Origin of the sequence: Bacillus sp. ZY-1-1, from assembly GCF_003047165.1 — a bacterium.
Classification (GTDB): Bacteria; Bacillota; Bacilli; order Bacillales; family Bacillaceae; genus Bacillus; species Bacillus velezensis.
This window is the reverse complement of sequence record NZ_CP027061.1, coordinates 2,627,575-2,646,232: the sequence shown is the minus strand read 5'-3', so window position 1 is coordinate 2,646,232 and position 18,658 is coordinate 2,627,575. Positions and strand designations below refer to the sequence as shown.

Genomic DNA, 18,658 nt, shown 5'->3' with positions numbered 1-18,658 from the left:
CATTTCGTAAAATTAAATTGCGCACAATATAATAGAGGTGAATTTACATGACAAAACCATTATTTACTGCAACCGTATCAGCCGACGGCGGACGTGAAGGGAAAGTCACGTCTTCTGACGGAGTGCTGAATCTTGATGTTGCCATGCCGGGAACGCCAAGAGCAAAAAAGCTCGAACAAGCCACAAACCCTGAACAGCTGTTTGCCGCAGGATATTCAGCCTGCTTTGACAGCGCTCTTCAACTCGTAGCAAGAAAAGAGCGTCTGAGTATTGAAACAGAGGTCACTGCGCATGTCAGTCTGCTGAAAGATGAAAGCGACCAAGGATATAAACTCGGCGTCACCCTTGAGGTCAAAGCTTCCGGCATTGAGAAACAGGAGCTTGAAGCCCTTATCCAAAAAGCGCACGGTGTCTGCCCGTATTCAAAAGCGACAGCGGGAAATATTGAAGTGAAGCTTCTGGCAGCAGAATAAAAATAAGGATGCCCATTCGGGGCATCCTTATTTTTTGCCGTGCAGCGTTTTCAAAACCTCATAAAGCGACTGTTTTACCTGCTTTAATTCCTCTTTTGACAGTCCCGTCTGTTCCAGCATGGTAATGGGGATATCCGCCGCTGTATTCTGCAAGGCCCGTCCTTCATCTGTGAGCCTGATCGTCACGGATCGCTCGTCTTCAGCCGACCGCTTTCTCATGATGATTCCGTGCTGCTCCATCCGTTTCAGCATCGGTGTCAGCGTTCCGGAATCCAGGTGCAAAAGCTCACCCATCCGTTTCACATTCAGTTCTTCGTGCTCCCATAATAAAAGCAGCGCCAAATACTGGGGATAAGTTACGTTGAGCTTATCAAGCAGCGGTTTGTACCGTTTCGTCATTTCCCTTGAGCTTGCGTACAGCAAAAAACAAAGCTGATTCTCCAGTTTCATATGTTCAAAATCTTTTTCTGCCATTACTTCTTTCACCAACTCTTTTTTGTTAACGTTACCCCTATTGTAGCCGAAAAACGGCCCATTTCCTATTGCAATCATGTTTAAAAATATGAGCAGGGGCAATATATACAGTAAGTACAATGAGGAGGCTGATAATAATGGCATTATTTACTTCAAAAGCGACCGCAGTCGGCGGACGAGCAGGACATATTAAATCCGAAGACGGGGTGCTGGATTTTGACATCATCATGCCGAATGCAAAAAAAGACGGAGAAACCGGCACAAACCCTGAACAGCTCTTTGCGGCAGGATATGCTGCCTGCTTCGGGGGAGCGCTTGAACTCGCCGCCCAAAAACAAAAAATCGACATGACCTCTGAAATTGAAGGACAGGTCAGCCTTTTAAAAGATGAGAGTGACGGGGGTTACAAAATCGGCGTAACGCTCGTCATTGATACAAAAGATCTTGATAAAGAAACGGCGGAGAAGCTGGTGCACGCCGCTCACGAGTTCTGTCCGTATTCAAAAGCAACAAGAGGAAATGTAGACGTCAAACTTGAATTGAAATAAAGAAACGAACGAATATCCCGGATTTCATATCCGGGATATTTTATTAACGAAAACATCAGTAATGATCTCTTCTCTCCCGGAATAAGAATACGATATAGCACTTTTGCATAATGACACCAAGAGAAAAGAGGGAGAAATCGATGACTCTTCCAAACATACCGAACATCACCCCCGACATTACACTCTCCAGATGTGAGACCCTGAACCTCCTTCTTTCATCCGTGGCTATGGAAGAAATCGGACTATCCCATATTCTGCAGGCGGAAGCGGAAAGGATTCAAATGTTTCTCAGCGCTTCCGGCGATCCCTCCTTAGGGGAATTATCATCAATCAATAGAAGCACTGAACGGCTCCTGCGCACCGTCATGAAATCACAACTCCTTTTGCAGACGAAGCTTGAAGACATTATCTACTTACAGGATGCTGAAGCCTGTATAGACCCGGACGATCCAAGTAATCCGAGTGATCCAGGCGATCCTGATGACCCGTGGAATCCGGACGACCCAAGTAATCCGAGTGATCCGGGCGATCCTGATGACCCGTGGAATCCGGACGACCCAAGTAATCCGAGTGATCCGGGCGATCCTGATGACCCGTGGAATCCGGACGATCCCAGTGATCCGGAAGATCCGTGTGACGACCTGTTTTACGGCCGTATTGGCTGCTGTGAGTGCGGGGATTGTGAGGACTGCGATTGGAAGAAAAAAGGCGGGGAGCGTTCATAAAAAAAGAGACGGGTGAAGCATATGCCGTATCCAAGCATCTCAAAAGCGAAACAGACATCTTTTGAAGCCTTGCATTGTCTCACGATGGCGCTGTTAAATATATTATCTGTGACCGTGGATAAAAGAAGGGGTTCAAATTACAAAGAAGAAATCAGGCTGTTCTCCGCATTGTGCCGCTGGCAGATGGAAACGGGCGGCCGGCTGTTTTTAATGATCAGCTTGGGAGAAGAACAGAAGCAGATGTATGCGCGGCACTTTCATGAAATGAAGACAGTGACGGAACGAACGAAAAAATTCATTTGTGAAAGCCCGCGCGAATTCCGGGCGCATCCCATTACGAAGCGGGCTGTCAGGCAGCTTCAGGAATGGGATGCAGAATCAACTGCCGAACCTGCCGTCAGATGGGTGCGGCCTGTCATCATAACGATGAACGGCACTCCTGGACGGCCTTGGTTCAATCAACAACTCCAAAATCGGGAAAGGTGAGAAAATGAGCGGAAATGCTGAATGTAAACTGACTCTTTGCATGATTGTGAAAAACGAGGAGAGATACATCTCCCGTTGTTTATCAAGTGTACAAGACATCGCTGATGAGATCGTCATCGCAGACACCGGATCACAAGATAATACAAAAGATATATGCAAAAGCTTTCAGGCAAGAGTGTTTGATTTCGAATGGGAGAATGATTTCGCAAAGGCCAGAAATTACGCCCTGCAGCATGCCGAAGGGGATTGGATATTAGTGCTTGACGCGGATGAAGAGCTCGATCAGGAGACGGGCCGTTTTTTAACTTCGCTGCTTCATGACGGATTACCGAGCCGGGGACTTTTGAAAATCATCAATTATACGGGGAAGCAGCTCGATGAAAACGAAGCGTTTGAAAGCATGCAGCCGAGGCTGTTCCGCAATCATAAAGGCCTTCTGTATCAAGGCAGAATTCACGAGAATATCTCGGCTCCCAATGAGGAAGAAAACAATGCTTTTTTCACGCTCCCATGTGTGATTCATCACTACGGCTACTTGGAGCAGGAAGAAAAAATCAAACAAAAACATAAACGGAATATCAGCATATTAAATGAAGAACTTTCAGAGGAAAATCCTGATCCGTGGCTAGTCTATCATCTGGCAAGTGAATGTTACAGAATAAAAGACTATGAAAAAGCATTACATCTTGTCAACGGCTCAATATTTCAATTTTTAAGTGAGAAACGAATGCCTCCGTCTCTTCTGTATTTTCTAAAATATACAATATTGCTTGAGCTCAAGCGATATGAAGAAGCCGAACAAGGGATTCAAAAAGTGCTCAAGCTTTATCCTGATTACAGCAATCTTCATTATTATAAAGGCCTTGTATTATATCATTTGGAAAAGTACAGAGCGGCAATCAAAGCATTTGAAGCCGGAACGCAGGTTGAAGGAGAAAACGCTGATCACTTCATTTTAAAAGGTGCTGCCGATTTCAGAGCTTTTTATTATATGGCGAAATGCCATGCTGCATTAAACCATGATATGACGGCCATCGCTTACGCCAAAAAATCCGTGAAATTCAATCCGCAATTTAAACCCGCGCAAGAACTTCTGTCTCAATTAAAAAAGGATCAGCGGACAAACGCCTGATCCTTTTTTTGCATGTTCCATTAAGATAATCGAATAATGTTTAAAGCTGCGCCGGCACTTCCTCTAAGCAATGTGGCCGCACCCAATAATCCGAACAGCTGGAGCTGAATGGTGCTGCCTGCTGTCAAAGTCACAATAAAGGAGTTATTGAAGCTTGCCAAAGACGCGACCGGGGCAATAATCGAACTTGCAGCCGGAGTGCCGTTGATTAAGATGCGCGAACTTACTAGCAGGCCGGCCGTTAAATTAATATGGTAGGAAATATAGTACCGTCCTGCCGGAGCAACGGTGAATACAGTATTTGCGGCATTAGCGGTAATATCCGCTGAGAGGTTTTGTTCATTCGGTAAGGAAATGTCCGTGCCGCCGACAATAACTGCGACAACACCGCCGCCCGTATTGCTCGCATAGCCGGAAGTGGCTGTCAGACTTGTTCCGGTGCTTCCCGGAGGCCCTGTAATGCCGGTAGCCCCGGTAACTCCGGTCGGTCCTGTAACGCCAGTAATTCCAGTTGATCCAGTGCCGCCAGTAGCCCCGGTAATTCCGGTCGGCCCGGTTGAACCAGTAGCGCCGGTGCTTCCCGCCGCAGCTAAAAGTGTATAGTCAGCTGAGGTTTCAGGGGTTCCCGACGGGCTGTTTACGTTTGCGACATAAGAGCTGCCGTTATACAAGACAACCTGTCCGGTCGTGTAAGTAGGGGCGATCAGCGGATTAAAAGCAACAATCCCTTGAAGACCCGCACCCGTGACCCCCGTCGGCCCCGTGGCACCAGTCGGTCCCGCCAATGTAGGGATATTTGAGATACTGTCCAATTTTGAACCGAGAAGGAGCTCCTGTTTCATTAAGCTGTCAAGCGTATCCCGGACGCTCTCATTCAGGTTAAGAATATCCGCAAGACTTGACGGGGGTCCTGTTAATCCGGGAATCGTTCCGAGCGCGTATTGGATTTTTTCCCCTTCCGCATTCAGAATATGTGCCATTCCCAGCTCTTCCATAGCAATTGACGAAAGAAGAAGGTTAATGGTATCGTCTCTGGAAAGTGTAACGACAGGGGTGATATTGGGCATATTAGGCTGTGACACAATGTCCCTCCTTATGAGTTGGCTGAAAATCATTTTATTGCGAACAAAGTTCCCCCCAAATGAGCGTAAGCAGTACTGTATCATTATATTCACTGATTCTGTCCAAGTTTCTGAACGAATTCCCTTCATTAATTTCATCATATATGATGGAAATACTTTAAATATAGAGAAAATACATCGCCCAGCATTCACAAAATCGGTCAAAATGACAGCGGGACATGTGATCGTCTATAAAGCGATGGCTATATATCTTGTGCGTTTCCTGCAAAAACGCTCTTTTTCATTTCAAGTTTTCTGTATAAAAGGGCGAGAAGCATGGACGGTATCGTACAAACAATCATTCCGATAAAGGAATACCGGGGTTCAATTTCATATAAAAAACCTCCGAAAATAGTAAATACCGCAGTGCTCCAGCTGAGAGCAAGCGCTGAATATATACCTTGGGCTTTCGGGATTTGCGCGGGTGAAATATTTTTAATTAAGTATTTCATAAATGCATAGTGTCCCATCGCGAATGAACAGGCATGCAGCGTCTGCGCAAGACAGAAAATGATGACATGCGGAAAGGCAAATACGAGTATCCAGCGTACGGTAGCACCAAGCGCCGCCAGGGCGAGCAAAGAGCCTGCCGTAAATTGATGAAAGTATCGGTCAGCGATTGCAAAGAAAATAATCTCCGCGATAACGGCGATGTTGATGATGATTCCGATGGCATATGCGGGCGCATCGATGTCCTGCAAAAAGAGATAACCGTAATTGTAGTAAGATGCATGTGCCGCCTGCAGTAAGATAACGATTGCGAGCACCAGACCGAAATATTTGATGCGGAATAAGGCAAACATGCCCTCTTTTCTTGCACGGTCTGTTTCCGGCCGTTTTGAAAGAACAGCTGGCGCATGCATAAAGCTTAGGGATGCGAATATCAGGGCGCCCAAAAGCAGTGCCCATAAAATCGCTTGATCTCCGAATATACCTGTAAAGACGGACAGGATGACGCCGGCTGAAACAAAACCCGCAGATCCCCACTGTCGGCTAGTCCCATAAGCCTTTAATTCGTTATGCTGTACAAGGACGCCGCAAGCGCTGTCTAAAGCAGGCATTAAAGCCGGGTAAAACACATGCAGCACTAATGTGACAAGAAGCAGGCTTTGAAAAGAATCAGCGGGAATATAACATAAAAGTGCGAGTAGCGTCCCGATTCTGGCACCGTTTAATAAGGCTTTGCTGCTGAATTTTCCTGATAAATAAGGGAAGAAAAATAATGTGGAAATCCCTCTTGCCGCCAGGCCCAGGCTCATAATGAAACTGGCTTCGGATACGGAAACCCCTTTTATATGCACCATCCATCCCGTCCAATAGGGCAGAAAAACACCCCATGTCATAAAAAAACTAAAAAAATGCAGACTCATCCAGCGATATGCTTTCATTCCCGTTCCTCCTTTAATTGGCATGTTATCATGTAAGGACATAAAGACAATATGAGATATCTCATATTTTTGGGGTGGACGATGGAAATTTATAAAGGCGAGAAAAAGCGGCATCAGTTAGAAAAACACTCAATCGCGCATTTATTCTCTTTCCCCGCTGAAGAGTTTATGGAAGTGCGCGAATATGAGCGGGACGAATGGATTATTCAAGAGGGCAGGAGGCCTGACTTCCTGTTTTACGTGATTGAAGGAAAAGCGAAAATATATGTAACCCACCAAAACGGGAAAGTTTCTTTAATTAATTTTATCAACAAAAATGATTACATCGGAGAGATGGAACTATTACATGAAGTGTATTACACAAAAGGAATTCAAGCCTCAGCGAAGACTGTTTGTTTTGTTCTGCCTATTTACCGCTGCCGCGCGCAATTGCTGCAGGATGCGAAATTCCTGCGTGAGCTGGCTAAGTTTTTAAGTGCTAAGGCAACGCTTATGGCTTCGAAATATTCACAAAGTCTGGCGTTCCCGCTTGAAAACCGGCTTGCTGATTTTATTTTGCAGACGGCTTATAAAGGGGTTTATAAAGAGAAGCACGTAACGGTCTGTGATTATTTGGGTGTATCTTACCGTCATCTCTTGCATGTGCTGACGCAATTCTGCCAAAAAGGGTATTTGCAAAAAGAGGGGCGGGGCTATCAAATTAAGCAGTATGATTCATTGTATGAACTTGCAGAAGCGCTGCAGAATAAGTAGCATGCCCAGAAAAAACAGCCACCCGCAATTTACGGATGGCTGTTTTCATTATACAAGCTGAGCTTGTTTTTTTCGTGCCTGTTTCGCGGCGTCGACCATATTTTTTAATGCCGCAACGGTTTCTTCCTGCTGTCTTGTTTTCAGTCCGCAGTCCGGGTTTACCCAGAAGCGGTCAGTCGGACACACCTCAAGCGCGTCATCAATAATTTGATAGATTTCTTCAGTTGCCGGCACACGCGGGCTGTGAATGTCGTATACACCGAGTCCGAGGCCTTTCACGTAAGGATGTTCTTTCAGGTACTCTAAAAATCCTCCGTGGCTTCTGCTGTGTTCGATTGTAATGACATCCGCGTCAAGATCATTGATCGTATCTACGATATCTTCAAAGTTGCTGTAACACATATGCGTATGAATCTGCGTCTCATTTTGCACAGAAGACGTCGTTAACCGGAATGCTTCTGCGGCCCAAGTTAAATATTCATCCCAATCCTGCGTTTTTAACGGCAGTCCTTCGCGGAGCGCGGGTTCATCCACTTGGATAATCTGAATACCGGCATCTTCAAGCGCTTTTACTTCTTTTCTGAGGGCAAGCCCGATCTGGAAGGCGATTTCTTTTCTTGAAATATCCACACGCGGGAATGACCAGTTTAAGATGGTGACAGGTCCCGTCAGCATGCCTTTTATATGTTTTTCCGTCAGCGATTGGGCGTAGACCGTATCTTTTACCGTCATCGGTTCGATAAATTCGACATCTCCGAAAATGACAGGCGGACGTACGCAGCGTGAACCGTAAGACTGGACCCATGCATATTTCGTAAAGGCGAATCCGGCCAGCTTTTCACCGAAGTATTCCACCATGTCCGTCCGCTCAAATTCTCCGTGAACGAGCACGTCTAAGCCGATTTCTTCCTGAATGTCAACCCAGCGCTTCGTTTCCGCATTAATAAAGGCTTGGTACTGTTCATCCGTCCAATCTTTTTTCCGCCATTTTTGCCGTGCGCTCCGCACCTCGGCAGATTGAGGGAAGCTTCCGATTGTCGTCGTCGGCAGAAGGGGAAGACCGAGTGATTCATTCTGCAGCGCCAATCGTTCTTCAAAGCTTGCCGGACGGGAGAAATCTTTTTCCGTCAGCTGATTCAGCTCTTCTTTTTGAGCGGAGTTCGCTCCTGTTGCGAATGCTTTTAAAGCCTTAAGTGCCGCTTTTGATTCTTCGATCTGCTCACTGACGGCCGCTTTGCCGGACAGAAGCCCTTCTTTTAAGACGCCGAGTTCCGCCAGTTTTTCTTTAGCGTATGACAGGCCGTTCAGCAAATCCTTTTCAAGATGCTCGTCAGGGTGTTTCGCCACCGGCACGTGCAGAAGGCTGCTTGAAGGCTGAATCCATAACTCCTCAACATCAGCGTGGCTGAGGATATCCAAAGCCGCATCAAGGCGTTCTTCTACATCGATTTTCCAAATGTTCCGGCCGTCGACCACACCGGCTGCCAGCACTTTATCTTTCGGGAAGCCGTGCTTTTTCAATTGCTCAAGGTTTCTGCCTTTATCATGCACGAAATCAAGTCCGATTCCCTGTACGGGATAAGAAACGAGTTCTTCATATGCATCAACTGAATCAAAGTATGTCTGCAGGAGGACATTCAGTCCTGAAAGCTCTTTTGTAATAGATTCATAGAGGTCTTTTGCGGCGCGGACATCTTCAGAAGAAGCTGTCACAAGGGCAGGCTCATCAATCTGAACCCATTTGACGCCTTCTGCTTCAAGCTCTTTCAGCAGCTGCACATAAAGAGGAACAAGGCGTTTTTGAATCGCTTTCGCTTCTGATTCTTCGTATCCTTTCGCAAGCGTGACGAATGTATACGGACCGACGATGACAGGTTTCGTTTCCGCTCCGAATTCTTCTTTGATCCGGCGGTAGTCGTCAAGCTGTTTGTTTCTCGTCAGACGGAATTCAATGCTTTCATCATATTCAGGAACGATGTAATGATAGTTGGTATTGAACCATTTCGTCATTTCACTGGAAACGGCGTCTTTTACACCGCGGGCAATCGCAAAGTATGTATCAACGGGATCCGTGATGCTGCGGAATCTTTCCGGAATCCAGTTAAAGCTGACGGCGGTATCAAGCACATGATCATAATGAGTGAAATCAGAGACCGGCACGATATCGATATGTTGGTCAAGCTGTGTTTTGACAGCTGATAAGAATAAACCGTCAAGCTTTTTAAGAAACGTTTCTTTATCAGTGTTTCCTTTCCAATAAGCCTCAAGTGCTTTTTTCCATTCTCTGTTCAAGCCGATTCTCGGAAAACCGAGGTTCGAAGTTTTGATTGTTGTCATTAAATCTCCTCCTTTAAGTGAGATGTAACAAAAAAGCCTCTTTCTCATGAGAGAAAGAGGCTTTAACTTCAAAATGCAAGCCTCTCTTATCTCTCAGATCACGTCTGATGGAATTAGCACCGTGCCTTATGAGACAATCGTCTCGGCGCAAAAATCACGCGCCCCATTTCACAATGGAATTACGGTCGGTTGCTGTTGGGGTCAAAAGGCCAATCCCTCGCCCAACTCTCGATAAGAGAAAGTATTTCAATTTTTTTGAAAAGTTACATCATTTGTTGGTTATCTTATCAGCTTATTCAGATCACTGTCAATAGAAAATCTCACAATTTAAAAATTGGTGATGTGACAAACTGATCAATCATTATACGAGAAAAATATCAGAAAGACAGCAGCTGTGCCTGTTCGGCTCTTTCCATCAGTACTTCAGGCGCGTCTAAATACAGAAATCCGTTCCCGGCCAATGTTTTGGCGATGTCCAAAGGAAGGGTCCGCCGCACGAGCTGGGCGTAGACTTCAGCCTCAGAAAGCGTCCGCTGAAACGCGTCCTGTTCAAGCCCTTTTATTAAGGCAAGCGCTCCGCTCACATGCGGGGCGGCCATTGAAGTGCCCGTCAGCTTCCCGTATTTATGGTTGGGAAGGGTGGAGAGAATATTTTCTCCCGGAGCCACCAGGTCAATCTCTTTATTAGCGTTTGAAAATTCAGACGATTTACGGGCGATTGAGACTGATCCGACTGCGATCACTTCGTTGTAAGCGGCCGGATACGACAGTTCCTCTGTACGCTCGTCTCCGTCGCCTTCGTTTCCTGCCGCGCAAACGACCAGAACACCGCTTTTTACCGCATTTGTGACCGCTTCTTTCAGTTCAGGCACATCGCTTGGCCCGCCGAGTGACATGGAAATAATGTCCGCCTTTTGTTCAACGGCGTAGTTGATGCCGTTAATAATCCATTCGTATTTGCCGCTGCCGTTTTTCCCGCCGAGAACTTTAACGATTAAAAGGCTTGCTTCCGGCGCGACACCCGAAATTCCGCCGTTTGAATCATTGGCTGCAATCGTTCCGGAAACGTGTGTCCCGTGTCCGTTGTAATCGGAAATCACGTCTTCTTTGCCTCCGTCATCATCGGTGAAGTTTTTCCCGCCGACAATCCGGTCTTTCAAATCAGGATGATTGATGTCGCAGCCTGTGTCAAGCACCGCGATTTTAATATCCTTGCCTTTAAACCCTTTTGCCCACAACTCTGGCGCCTTAATCACTTTAATCCCCTCAGGAAGCTCGTTCACATCCATGATCTGTTCATCCGTGACATAAGGAATCAAATGCATTTCACCATTCATAAAAAAGCCCTCCTTTTTTATGCTTGCGAGTGGATACAAGGGTGTTGCTACTATTTTATGGCAGAGCATGCCGGCCGGAAAGAGTCATTTGAAGCATTTTCATAAAAAAGGCGTAATCTATCGGACTAAAAAATTTCAAATAAATGGATAGTTTGACAGCTTTCATTTTCATTCATGACCCGCTGACGCTATAATTGGAAATGGGAAAGGAGAAGAGAGATGAAGATAAATGAAGCGTTATACAGCTATTTTTCAGAACAAGTGGATCAAATTGCGAAAGAGTGGATCGAAACGATGGAAGATTCGGATCCGAATTCGATTTATTCTTTGACAAATCCCGTCATCACAGAAGAACTGACGGAGCAGGATAAAGAATTTTACCGGCATATTAATAAAATGTATATCATGCCGGAAAAAGAATTTTTAGAAGAGTTCGAGCGGTGGGTGATTGAGCTTGCGAAAGACCAGAAGCATCTGGATACTCCCGTCCAGTATGTAGTCCGTGAATTCATGAGAAACCGGAGACTATACATCAGTTATTATGATGCGTTTGCCGATAAACATGAATCTTCATTTGCCGAGGGAGAAAGGAAGAAATGGGAGAATTTAATTGCACAAGTATTTGATTTTACGATTTACACGTTTGTCGATCATGCTGAGCATAACTCAAAAATGCAGCTGAATGCGCAAAGAGAAATGATTTTGGAGTTAAGCTCGCCGGTTATCACGCTGAGCAAACGGACGGCGCTGCTGCCGCTTGTCGGCGATATTGACACGGAGCGCGCCAAATTCATTCTTGAAAATACGCTGAGCACATGTGCAAAACGGCTGATTGAACATCTGTTAATTGACCTGTCGGGTGTAGTGGTTGTCGATACGATGGTGGCGCATCAGATTTTTAAATTAATTGAGGCGCTGAAATTGATCGGCGTCACGTCCACTTTATCCGGAATCAGGCCGGAAATTGCTCAAACCGCCGTACAGCTCGGCATTAATTTCTCAGAGATTACGGTCAAGTCCAATCTCGCTCAGGCTCTCAATTATCATCAATAACATACATAACAAAACAGGCTGCCGAATCACTCCGGCGGCCTGTTTTTATACAAACAACAATGAAATGAGCCAGCTTGCGCCGAATAACAGAAGCACGAGCAGGAAAAAGCACCAGTCGCCGCGGCGCACAGTAACAGTTCTGTAAAACGTGCGGTTTCGGCTCCCAGTAAAGCCTTTAGATTCCATCGCGATCGCCGTGCGTTCCGCCTTTCTGATTGCGCCTGCCAATAGCGGAATGGTGAAGCGCCTGAAGGCGGAGAGCTTTCCTTTCAGCCCGGAATCAGACGCCGCACCCCTGATTCTGTGCGCCTGCCGGATGATCAGGATTTCATCTTTCAGAAGAGGGAGAAACCGGAATCCCGCGATAACGCCGTATGCAAGCTTGGGCGGCAGCTTACACTGCTGAATCAGACTGAGCATGAACAGAATCGGATCGGTTGTAAAAAGAAACATCATCGACAAAGCGGAAAAACATAAAATACGAAACGCGATAGAAATCCCGAGCGCCGCGTTATCACTGTTGACGGCAATCGGCCCGAGTTTAAACAGCAGATTGCTCCCGGTTGTCGGGACGTTTCCGAATACGGCGGCTGTCCATAAAGAACCGAAGGCCAGAATGACAAACGGAATCGTGAACAGCAGCCATTTTTTCAGCGGCACACGCCCCGCCGAGAGGACGCCTCCCGCAATGATGATATAAAACAAAGCAGGGGTGTACGGATTATAAATAAATGACAGCATAATGACGCATAACAATACAGCCGCCGCCTTTATTGACGGGTTAACAGCCTCCAGCCGCAAGTTCATTTCTCCGCCTCCTGTCGTGTTTCATCCATTCATACCGCAGGGGCAAAGCTAAATGCGCCCGCTCCGCGATTCCGATATGATCAGAAAACAATGAGTCGGGCGTTCCGCGGTACACCAGCTTCGTGCCGCAGAGCACAAGGATCGTGTCGGCATAATCCGAGACGAGTTCCATATCGTGTGTCACCATCAAAACAGCCGTTCCTTCCTTTTGAATCTCACGGAGCATTTGCATACACTCCCGCGCCGTTTTGGCATCCTGTCCGAAAGTCGGTTCATCAAGCATCAAAACGTTCACATTGTGCATAAGCATCGTCGCGACGCTGAGCCTGCGTTTTTGTCCTTGGCTTAAAGAAAACGGATGCTGTGAGGCATGGCGTCTCAAGCCGAATCGGGTTAACAGCTGAAGAGCTTTCTCCTTTGCGGCTCTGTTGCTTTCAAAACCGAACATCAGCTCTTGAATGACGGAATCTGTGACAAACTGGTGTTCAGGATTCTGGAAAACATATCCGATCTGTCGCCGCAGCTCTTTTTCAGAATAGGAATCAATCGGTCTGCCGTCTATTTTGATGTCTCCGCCCAGCGGACGGATGAGCTTGGCCGCGGCAGAAAGGAGCGTGGATTTTCCTGTTCCGTTAGGACCGGCAATCGCGGTGATTGACCCTTTTTTTACGGAAAAGCTCACATCCTGAAAAATGACTTCTGCTCCTCTTGAGAATGACAGTTCGTGAACGCTCAGCGCGTCTTCTGCCGAAAGCGCGGCGGGCCGGGGTTCGGGCAGAGATGGTACAGGTTCGTCAAACAGATTTTCTTTACACAATGTAAAAGGAATGCTGACGTGCTCCTGCAATGAGATCACACGCGGAATCGGAATGCCGAGCTGCATCAGCTCTTCAATCTTTGTTTCAAAGATAACGTCTGTCTCTCCGTCCATCACCTTCTGACCCGTTTCGTCAAGGACAATCGTCCTGTCCATCCACGGCGCCCAGTGATCAAGCTGATGTTCGATAACGAGAAGGCCGAAGCCTTTTTTTGCTTGAAGATCTTTGATCAGCCGCACTAATTCACGTGCCGAATATGGATCAAGCTGTGCCGTCGGTTCGTCCAAAATAATGAGTTCCGGTTCCATTGCAATGATACAGGCAAGCGCCACTTTTTGTTTTGAACCGCCTGACAGCGAAGCGATCGTTCGCGTTTTCAGATGAGTGATCTCTAATTTTTCTAAAACGTCATCGATGATTGCGTCCATATCTTCTTTTGTATATTGCAAATTTTCCAGGCCGAAGGCGATTTCATCTTCAACCGTCAGCATGCAAAACTGCTGGTCCGGATCTTGAAACACGACGCCGATGGATCTGGCGGCGGGTTCTGTCAGGTGTGAAAGAGGTGTTCCGTATAAAGAAACGGTTCCCGATTGAACCCCATCGCATGCTTCCGGGTACAGACCGTTTAAACAGAGAGCGAGCGAGCTTTTGCCGCATCCGCTCGGCCCGAGCAATAAAGCCCGCTCTCCTTTGCGGAGCTGAAAGGACACGTTTTGAAAAATCGGCTTTTCATCCTGATCATAAGAAAAGGTAAGACGGCCGGCGGATAGAAGGGGTTCAGATGCCTGCATCTTGGTTCACCTGTTTCTTTTTCTTCTTGAATTGTTTTCCGAGCGCCATGCCGTTCAGCACTCCTGTGTAAGCCAGCGCATCACTGATTGCTTTGCCGAGAAGGCCGGCAAGAAGCGCACCTGAGACCAGACGGATGAGAAGCATGACGGCTAATAAACCCGGATTCAAAACAGAGTATCCGGAAACGAACAAGTCATAAATGAAGCTTGTCACAGAAGACCCCATACCGGATAAAAGAAGCACGGGCAGGGTATACACCCGCCAGCGTGTCGCTAAAAAGACCGCTTCCGCACCGATTCCCTGTGCGATCCCGATCAGAATCACCATCGGTCCTGACGGATTTCCGAGTAAGCACTCCACAAACGCGGCGATGATTTCAGAAACGAGAGCCGCTCCCGGTTTTTGAATAATGTAGGCGGCAATCACCGAGACGATAAACCAGATACCGTAAATCGGTTCGTAGCTCATCCGGCCGAAAAATCCTGCCGCTATATTGCTTGCATGAGTTGATACTAAATAAATGACAGCAAATACAACACTGATGACGGACATGACGACAATTTCTCTCATTTTCCAATTTTTCATTGTGATCTCCTGCTTTCTTATCGATAGTCGTAAGTATGAAAGAGTTGATTTTACGAAAGACGATTGATCGTAAGTTTCATATTGCGGTGTCCTCCCCCGTTTTTTAATGAAAAATAAAAAACTGCATATCCGAGGGAATATGCAGCAGCAGAACGAAAACGCATGGGGAAAAACCCTGCGCTCCGGTCAATCTGCACTTCCCCACGCTGGTATTATCCAGATCGGGTTATAAGGGATCAAAACACGCCTGCCGCATGTTTTATCTCAGCCGATAACAGCACCCCTAGTGCGTTTCCTATACAGTTTTTTATGATGACATCATCATAGTTGATCATGTCTGATTTGTAAACAGCCTTTCTCCGAACAGAGTTTGGAATCGGACCGGAAGATCATTCATAAAGATAAGAAGAGCCCTTTTGATCAAAAGGAAACGGAGGACATCTATGTTTGTTCATACAGTGCAGTCTGGCGACTCGTTATTTTCCATCAGCAGAAAGTACGGATACCCTGTTGACAGCATCAGAAGCGTCAACGGGCTTGAGGAAACGAATATCGTTCCGGGGCAGGCGCTTTTAATCCCTCTTAATGAATATACGATTCAGCCGAATGATACGTATGCCGTTATCGCAGGTAAGGCTTATGTGCCGCAGATGCAGCTGATGCAGGCAAACCCGGATATTCCGCCGAACCGGCTGCGGACGGGTATGAAAGTGAAGATCCCTGATATCTCTAACTATCTTGCGGGAACCCTGCAATTTTATGTCATTCGGACGCCTGAAGCGGATAGAGAGCTGATTAATGATTTTGCGCCGTATTCTTCGGCGATTTCTTTGTTTGAATATCATTTCGGCCCGAATGGAGATATCATGAACGATTTAAACGACAGAACCGCAATAGAAACCACATGGCAGAACAGAGTGCGCCCGCTTGCCGTCATTACGAATCTGACAGAAGGGGGATTCAGTCCGGAATTAGCCCATCAAGTGCTGCAGAATCCGGCGGCAAGAACGAATCTCGTCAACAATATCGTCTCCTTAACGGTAAGAAAGGGATACGGCGGTGTAAATATCGATTTTGAACGGGTCAGAGAAGCTGACAGGGATCTCTTCACAGGATTTCTCCGGCAGTTAAAAACCCGGCTTTCAGAGCATCAGCTCGCGTTAACGATATCGGTTCCGGCGAAAACAAGTGATGCAGTGCCGTGGCTGAGGGGATATGATTACGGCGGAATCGGAGCCGTCGTCGATTATATGTTCATTATGGCGTACGACTGGCACCACGCCGGCAGTGAGCCGGGACCCGTGGCGCCTTTGACAGAGGTCAGGCAAACGATCAATTTTGCCATCAGCAGGGTGCCGAGAAGAAAAGTGATTCTCGGTGTTCCGCTGTACGGGTATGATTGGGTGATTCCGTACCGTCCCGGAACGATCGGATCTGCCATCTCCAATCAGCGCGCCATGGAAACGGCGATGAAGCATCAATCAATGATCCGTTATTCCCAGCAGGAGCGTTCCCCTTACTTCCGGTATACTGATGAAAATGGAAGAACGCATGAAGTGTGGTTTGAGGATGTACGGAGCATGAGTGAAAAAATGGTTCTCGTTCGAGAGTTCGGACTGCAGGCGATCGGCGCGTGGCAATTAACGCTCGGTTTCAAACCGGGCCCGTGGCTGCTTAGGAACTTTTTCACGATCCGAAAAATATAGCTGCATGTCCCTCTCCGTAAGTGATTTTTTCTTTCCTATGATAACGGAGCTTCTTTTGGACAATCTAAAATTGAAAAGGAGGTCTGTCATATGAAGAAAAGGGAAGAGCAGTATATCAACGAGGCTGAGTATGTACCGCATCCGACAAAAGAAGGGGAATACGCGCTCATGCTGCATGAATCCTATCATTTCCTTTCAGAAGACGATGAAAGCGATTTGCCGGAATAAGGGCTTTATGCCTTTATTCCGTTTATTTTATAGGCATGTGCTGAAATCACAAATTTAAGGTTGACACATTCCTTTTTTTTCTGTAATCTCAGTGTGTCAATTCAAATAAGAACTTCGTTAGGTGAGGCTCCTGTATGGAGATACGCTGCTGCCCAAAAATGTCCAAAGACGCCAATGGGTCAACAGGAATCATCGACATAAGGTGATTCTTAACGCAGCTGGATGGCTGTCCTATGCCATACAGTGCTAAAGCTCTACGATTGGAGGCCCCGCACGTTTATTTGCCGTGCTTGTTTTCGCCTTCATATCGGAAGGTTTTTTTTATGCCTCAAAACGTACACGACTGAGCATGATAAGGAGGTGCGGAGTATGGATTCTCCCCATTCGAGTATGTCAGAAGAAGTACCCATATACAGCCAGATAACCAGTGACGACATGATGAGGAGACAAACCGCCGCACTTCCCTTGACGGACGGCGCGTCTCCGTAAAGGAGGTACGAGTCCCGATGGTCCAAAACATGACCTATGACGAACTCATATTACGCATTATCATTTTATTGCGGGACGGAAAAATAAAAGAATTCCGAAACATGATAGATGAGCTTCAGCCCTATGACATGGCATTTTTATTTAAAGAAATGCCGGAAAAGCACCGGGCCCGCTATCTGTCATATATGACGGTTGATGACATCACCGACATGATCGGAGAGCTGGAGCGGGAATTTCAGCTTGCCGTTTTGCATAAGGTCGGTAAAACGAAAGCCACTCTCGCAATGAATAAAATGGATAACGACGATCTCGCCGCATTGCTTGAAGAGATGGATGAAGAACTGAAAGAACAGCTTTTATCCAGTATGGAGGCTGAGGAATCAAAGGCCGTACAGCTTTTGATGAACTATCCGCAAGAATCGGCGGGCCGGATGATGACGAACCGCTTCGTCTGGATTCCGCAGCATTATACAGTAAAAGATGCGGTCGTGAAGCTGAAAAGCTTTGCAGAAATCGCAGAATCAATAAATTATTTGTACGTGATTAATGACAGCAAGCAGCTTGTCGGAGTGCTCTCTTACAGAGATTTAATTCTCGGCGAGCCTGACGATAAAGTGCAGGATCTCATGTTTACGCGTGTCATCTCGGCCGGGGTGCTCCAAGACCAGGAAGAAGTCGCCCGGCTGATCCAGCGGTATGACTTTTTAGCCATTCCCATCGTGGAAGAAAATAATGTGCTTGTCGGTATTGTCACTGTCGATGATATTATTGACGTCGTGATTAAAGAAGCCGATGAAGATTACGAAAAATTCGCAGCCTCCGGTAAGGCGATTACATTTGATACGAAAGCATACGTGGCGGCGTACCGCCGTTTGCCGTGGCTCATTCTGCTTTTGTTTATCGGATTGATTTCCGGAAGCATTCTGAATTATTTTGAAGATACATTGCAAAAAGTAGTCGCCCTCGCGTTTTTCATGCCGATGATCGCGGGAACGACGGGTAATACAGGCACACAGTCACTCGCCGTCGTCATCAGAGGACTGGCTAAAGAAGAAATGAATAAAAAAACCATTTTTAAACTGATTTTCCGTGAATTAAGAACCGGTATCTACATCGGCATTGTCTGTGCGATCGCGATTACGATCGTCGCAACCGTCTGGCAGAAAGACTTAACGCTCGGTTTTGTCGTCGGTTCATCGCTGCTTGCAACGTTGATTATCGGTACGATGGCCGGAACGATCGTCCCTATTATTCTTCATAAACTGAACATTGACCCGGCGATTGCGTCAGGACCGCTGATTACGACGCTGAACGATATTTTGTCCTTATTAATTTATTTCGGCATTGCAACTGCATTTCTTCATGCTTTATAAAAAAAGTCCGTCTCACAGGAGGCGGACTTT

General features: G+C 46.6%; 18 protein-coding genes and 3 riboswitches. Of the genes, 10 read left to right on the top strand and 8 right to left on the bottom strand.

Going from position 1 to position 18,658, the window contains the following annotated elements; translation table 11 throughout:
* Window positions 1–47: 47 nt before the first annotated feature.
* A complete protein-coding gene (locus C5I45_RS12980; protein WP_060386903.1) occupies window positions 48–473 on the top strand; it encodes an organic hydroperoxide resistance protein in 426 nt (141 codons plus the stop codon).
* Window positions 474–500: 27 nt separating this feature from the next.
* Here C5I45_RS12980 and C5I45_RS12975 read toward each other — a convergent pair whose 3' ends face one another.
* Window positions 501–947: a MarR family winged helix-turn-helix transcriptional regulator gene (locus C5I45_RS12975; RefSeq protein ID WP_107994427.1), complete on the bottom strand. Its 447-nt coding sequence runs from the start codon at window positions 945–947 to the stop codon at window positions 501–503.
* Window positions 948–1,084: 137 nt separating this feature from the next.
* Between C5I45_RS12975 and C5I45_RS12970 the strand changes: the two genes are divergently transcribed.
* The 4 genes from C5I45_RS12970 (at window position 1,085) to C5I45_RS12955 (ending at window position 3,838) form a co-directional block, all read left to right on the top strand.
* Complete coding sequence (locus C5I45_RS12970; RefSeq protein WP_003154758.1) at window positions 1,085–1,495, top strand: organic hydroperoxide resistance protein OhrB; 411 nt, start codon at window positions 1,085–1,087, stop codon at window positions 1,493–1,495.
* A 140-nt stretch (window positions 1,496–1,635) separates the two neighbouring features.
* Entirely contained in the window at window positions 1,636–2,220 is a 585-nt protein-coding gene (locus tag C5I45_RS19945) for an alpha-helical endospore appendage domain-containing protein (RefSeq protein ID WP_025851750.1), read from the top strand.
* Between the two features lie 21 nt (window positions 2,221–2,241).
* The gene (locus C5I45_RS12960; RefSeq protein WP_107994426.1) at window positions 2,242–2,706 is read left to right on the top strand and encodes a hypothetical protein; all 465 of its coding nucleotides are present in this window, start codon (window positions 2,242–2,244) and stop codon (window positions 2,704–2,706) included.
* A 4-nt stretch (window positions 2,707–2,710) separates the two neighbouring features.
* Window positions 2,711–3,838: a glycosyltransferase gene (locus tag C5I45_RS12955; RefSeq protein WP_003154755.1), complete on the top strand. Its 1,128-nt coding sequence runs from the start codon at window positions 2,711–2,713 to the stop codon at window positions 3,836–3,838.
* Window positions 3,839–3,858: 20 nt separating this feature from the next.
* On the opposite strand, the gene C5I45_RS12950 is transcribed toward C5I45_RS12955, so the two are convergent.
* Window positions 3,859–4,920, bottom strand: coding sequence for a BclA C-terminal domain-containing protein (locus C5I45_RS12950; protein ID WP_014304879.1), 1,062 nt, complete (start codon window positions 4,918–4,920; stop codon window positions 3,859–3,861).
* 242 nt (window positions 4,921–5,162) lie between these two features.
* The gene (locus C5I45_RS12945; RefSeq protein ID WP_107994425.1) at window positions 5,163–6,347 is read right to left on the bottom strand and encodes an MFS transporter; all 1,185 of its coding nucleotides are present in this window, start codon (window positions 6,345–6,347) and stop codon (window positions 5,163–5,165) included.
* Between the two features lie 81 nt (window positions 6,348–6,428).
* Here C5I45_RS12945 and yeiL point away from each other — a divergent pair, with 81 nt between their 5' ends.
* A complete protein-coding gene (gene yeiL / locus C5I45_RS12940; protein WP_107994424.1) occupies window positions 6,429–7,100 on the top strand; it encodes a transcriptional regulator YeiL in 672 nt (223 codons plus the stop codon).
* Between the two features lie 48 nt (window positions 7,101–7,148).
* Here the strand turns inward: yeiL and metE are convergent, their stop codons facing one another.
* Window positions 7,149–9,437 (bottom strand): 5-methyltetrahydropteroyltriglutamate--homocysteine S-methyltransferase, encoded by a 2,289-nt coding sequence (metE, locus tag C5I45_RS12935; protein ID WP_107994423.1) that lies wholly within the window; start codon window positions 9,435–9,437, stop codon window positions 7,149–7,151.
* Window positions 9,438–9,520: 83 nt separating this feature from the next.
* A riboswitch (SAM riboswitch) is annotated at window positions 9,521–9,675 on the bottom strand.
* Between the two features lie 139 nt (window positions 9,676–9,814).
* Window positions 9,815–10,774, bottom strand: coding sequence for a S8 family peptidase (locus C5I45_RS12930; protein ID WP_014304883.1), 960 nt, complete (start codon window positions 10,772–10,774; stop codon window positions 9,815–9,817).
* Between the two features lie 219 nt (window positions 10,775–10,993).
* Here C5I45_RS12930 and C5I45_RS12925 point away from each other — a divergent pair, with 219 nt between their 5' ends.
* Complete coding sequence (locus tag C5I45_RS12925; protein WP_003154749.1) at window positions 10,994–11,827, top strand: STAS domain-containing protein; 834 nt, start codon at window positions 10,994–10,996, stop codon at window positions 11,825–11,827.
* Window positions 11,828–11,872: 45 nt separating this feature from the next.
* On the opposite strand, the gene C5I45_RS12920 is transcribed toward C5I45_RS12925, so the two are convergent.
* The 3 genes from C5I45_RS12920 to C5I45_RS12910 are packed head-to-tail and all read right to left on the bottom strand — an operon-like array spanning window position 11,873 to window position 14,832.
* A complete protein-coding gene (locus C5I45_RS12920; RefSeq protein WP_014304884.1) occupies window positions 11,873–12,634 on the bottom strand; it encodes an energy-coupling factor transporter transmembrane component T family protein in 762 nt (253 codons plus the stop codon).
* A complete protein-coding gene (locus C5I45_RS12915; protein WP_014304885.1) occupies window positions 12,609–14,246 on the bottom strand; it encodes an ABC transporter ATP-binding protein in 1,638 nt (545 codons plus the stop codon). Before C5I45_RS12915 ends, C5I45_RS12920 begins: the two co-directional genes overlap by 26 nt.
* A complete protein-coding gene (locus C5I45_RS12910; protein ID WP_003154744.1) occupies window positions 14,233–14,832 on the bottom strand; it encodes an ECF transporter S component in 600 nt (199 codons plus the stop codon). Before C5I45_RS12910 ends, C5I45_RS12915 begins: the two co-directional genes overlap by 14 nt.
* A 181-nt stretch (window positions 14,833–15,013) precedes the next feature.
* Window positions 15,014–15,127: riboswitch (TPP riboswitch) on the bottom strand.
* Between the two features lie 148 nt (window positions 15,128–15,275).
* Between C5I45_RS12910 and C5I45_RS12905 the strand changes: the two genes are divergently transcribed.
* The 3 genes from C5I45_RS12905 to mgtE all read left to right on the top strand — a co-directional run bounded on the left by C5I45_RS12905 (window position 15,276) and on the right by mgtE (window position 18,628).
* Window positions 15,276–16,538 (top strand): glycosyl hydrolase family 18 protein, encoded by a 1,263-nt coding sequence (locus C5I45_RS12905; protein ID WP_107994422.1) that lies wholly within the window; start codon window positions 15,276–15,278, stop codon window positions 16,536–16,538.
* Window positions 16,539–16,628: 90 nt separating this feature from the next.
* A complete protein-coding gene (locus tag C5I45_RS12900; RefSeq protein WP_107994421.1) occupies window positions 16,629–16,766 on the top strand; it encodes a transcriptional regulator SplA domain-containing protein in 138 nt (45 codons plus the stop codon).
* A 106-nt stretch (window positions 16,767–16,872) separates the two neighbouring features.
* Window positions 16,873–17,038, top strand: a riboswitch (M-box (ykoK) riboswitch).
* A gap of 234 nt (window positions 17,039–17,272) precedes the next feature.
* Window positions 17,273–18,628, top strand: a complete 1,356-nt coding sequence (mgtE, locus tag C5I45_RS12885) for a magnesium transporter (protein ID WP_014304888.1) — start codon at window positions 17,273–17,275, stop codon at window positions 18,626–18,628.
* Window positions 18,629–18,658: the final 30 nt, after the last annotated feature.